General features: G+C 45.6%; 1 protein-coding gene. It reads right to left on the reverse strand.

Annotation, left to right across the window (positions count from 1 at the left end):
• Positions 1-604 (reverse strand): type I glyceraldehyde-3-phosphate dehydrogenase (locus tag CYP51_RS01545; protein WP_141089680.1); only part of this gene is annotated, 604 nt, incomplete at its 3' end.
• Positions 605-702: the final 98 nt, after the last annotated feature.

A 702-nucleotide genomic window follows, 5' to 3' on the forward strand; every position in this document is an offset into this window, starting at 1 on the left:
GCGCTGCAGCGCGTGAGCGGCGGAAATCTTTAGCCTTTACATCAACTAGGCTCTGACCATTTGTATATGCGTGGATCGTAGTCATTAGCCCTTTTACGATGCCGAATTTATCGTTTAGCACCTTTGCGACGGGCGCTAGGCCGTTTGTGGTGCAGCTTGCGTTTGAGACGATCGCTTCGCCTGCGTATTTATCGTCGTTTACGCCGACTACAAACGTCGCCGTGTCGTCTTTTGCCGGAGCGCTCATGACGACCTTTTTCACGCCGCGAGCAAGATAAGGCTCGCATTTTTCGGTAGTTAAAAATTTACCAGTGCACTCTAAAACCACGTTCACACCGTAGTCTGCGTAGCCCAGCTCGTTTAGATCTCTTGTTGAAAAAACTCTTATCTTTTTGCCGTTTACTTCTATAAAATCGTCACTTATCACCTTAACGTCTTGCTTAAATTCGCCGTGCACGCTGTCGTATTTGAGCAGATAGCGCGTCATGTCGCGCGTCGCAGTGTCGTTGATAGCGACAAGCTCAACATCATCTCGCTCCAAAATAATACGAGCAGCGCACCTGCCGATACGCCCGAAGCCGTTTATTGCTACTTTAACTGACATCTTAGCTCCTTTTGATATAATTACGCCTAATTCTACAAAAAAGAATTTTAAAACAAATATAAACAAGGCACTTTAATAGATGAAGTTAGCACTTTTTG

This window comes from Campylobacter concisus (genome assembly GCF_002912895.1).
Lineage (GTDB): Bacteria > Campylobacterota > Campylobacteria > Campylobacterales > Campylobacteraceae > Campylobacter_A > Campylobacter_A concisus_G.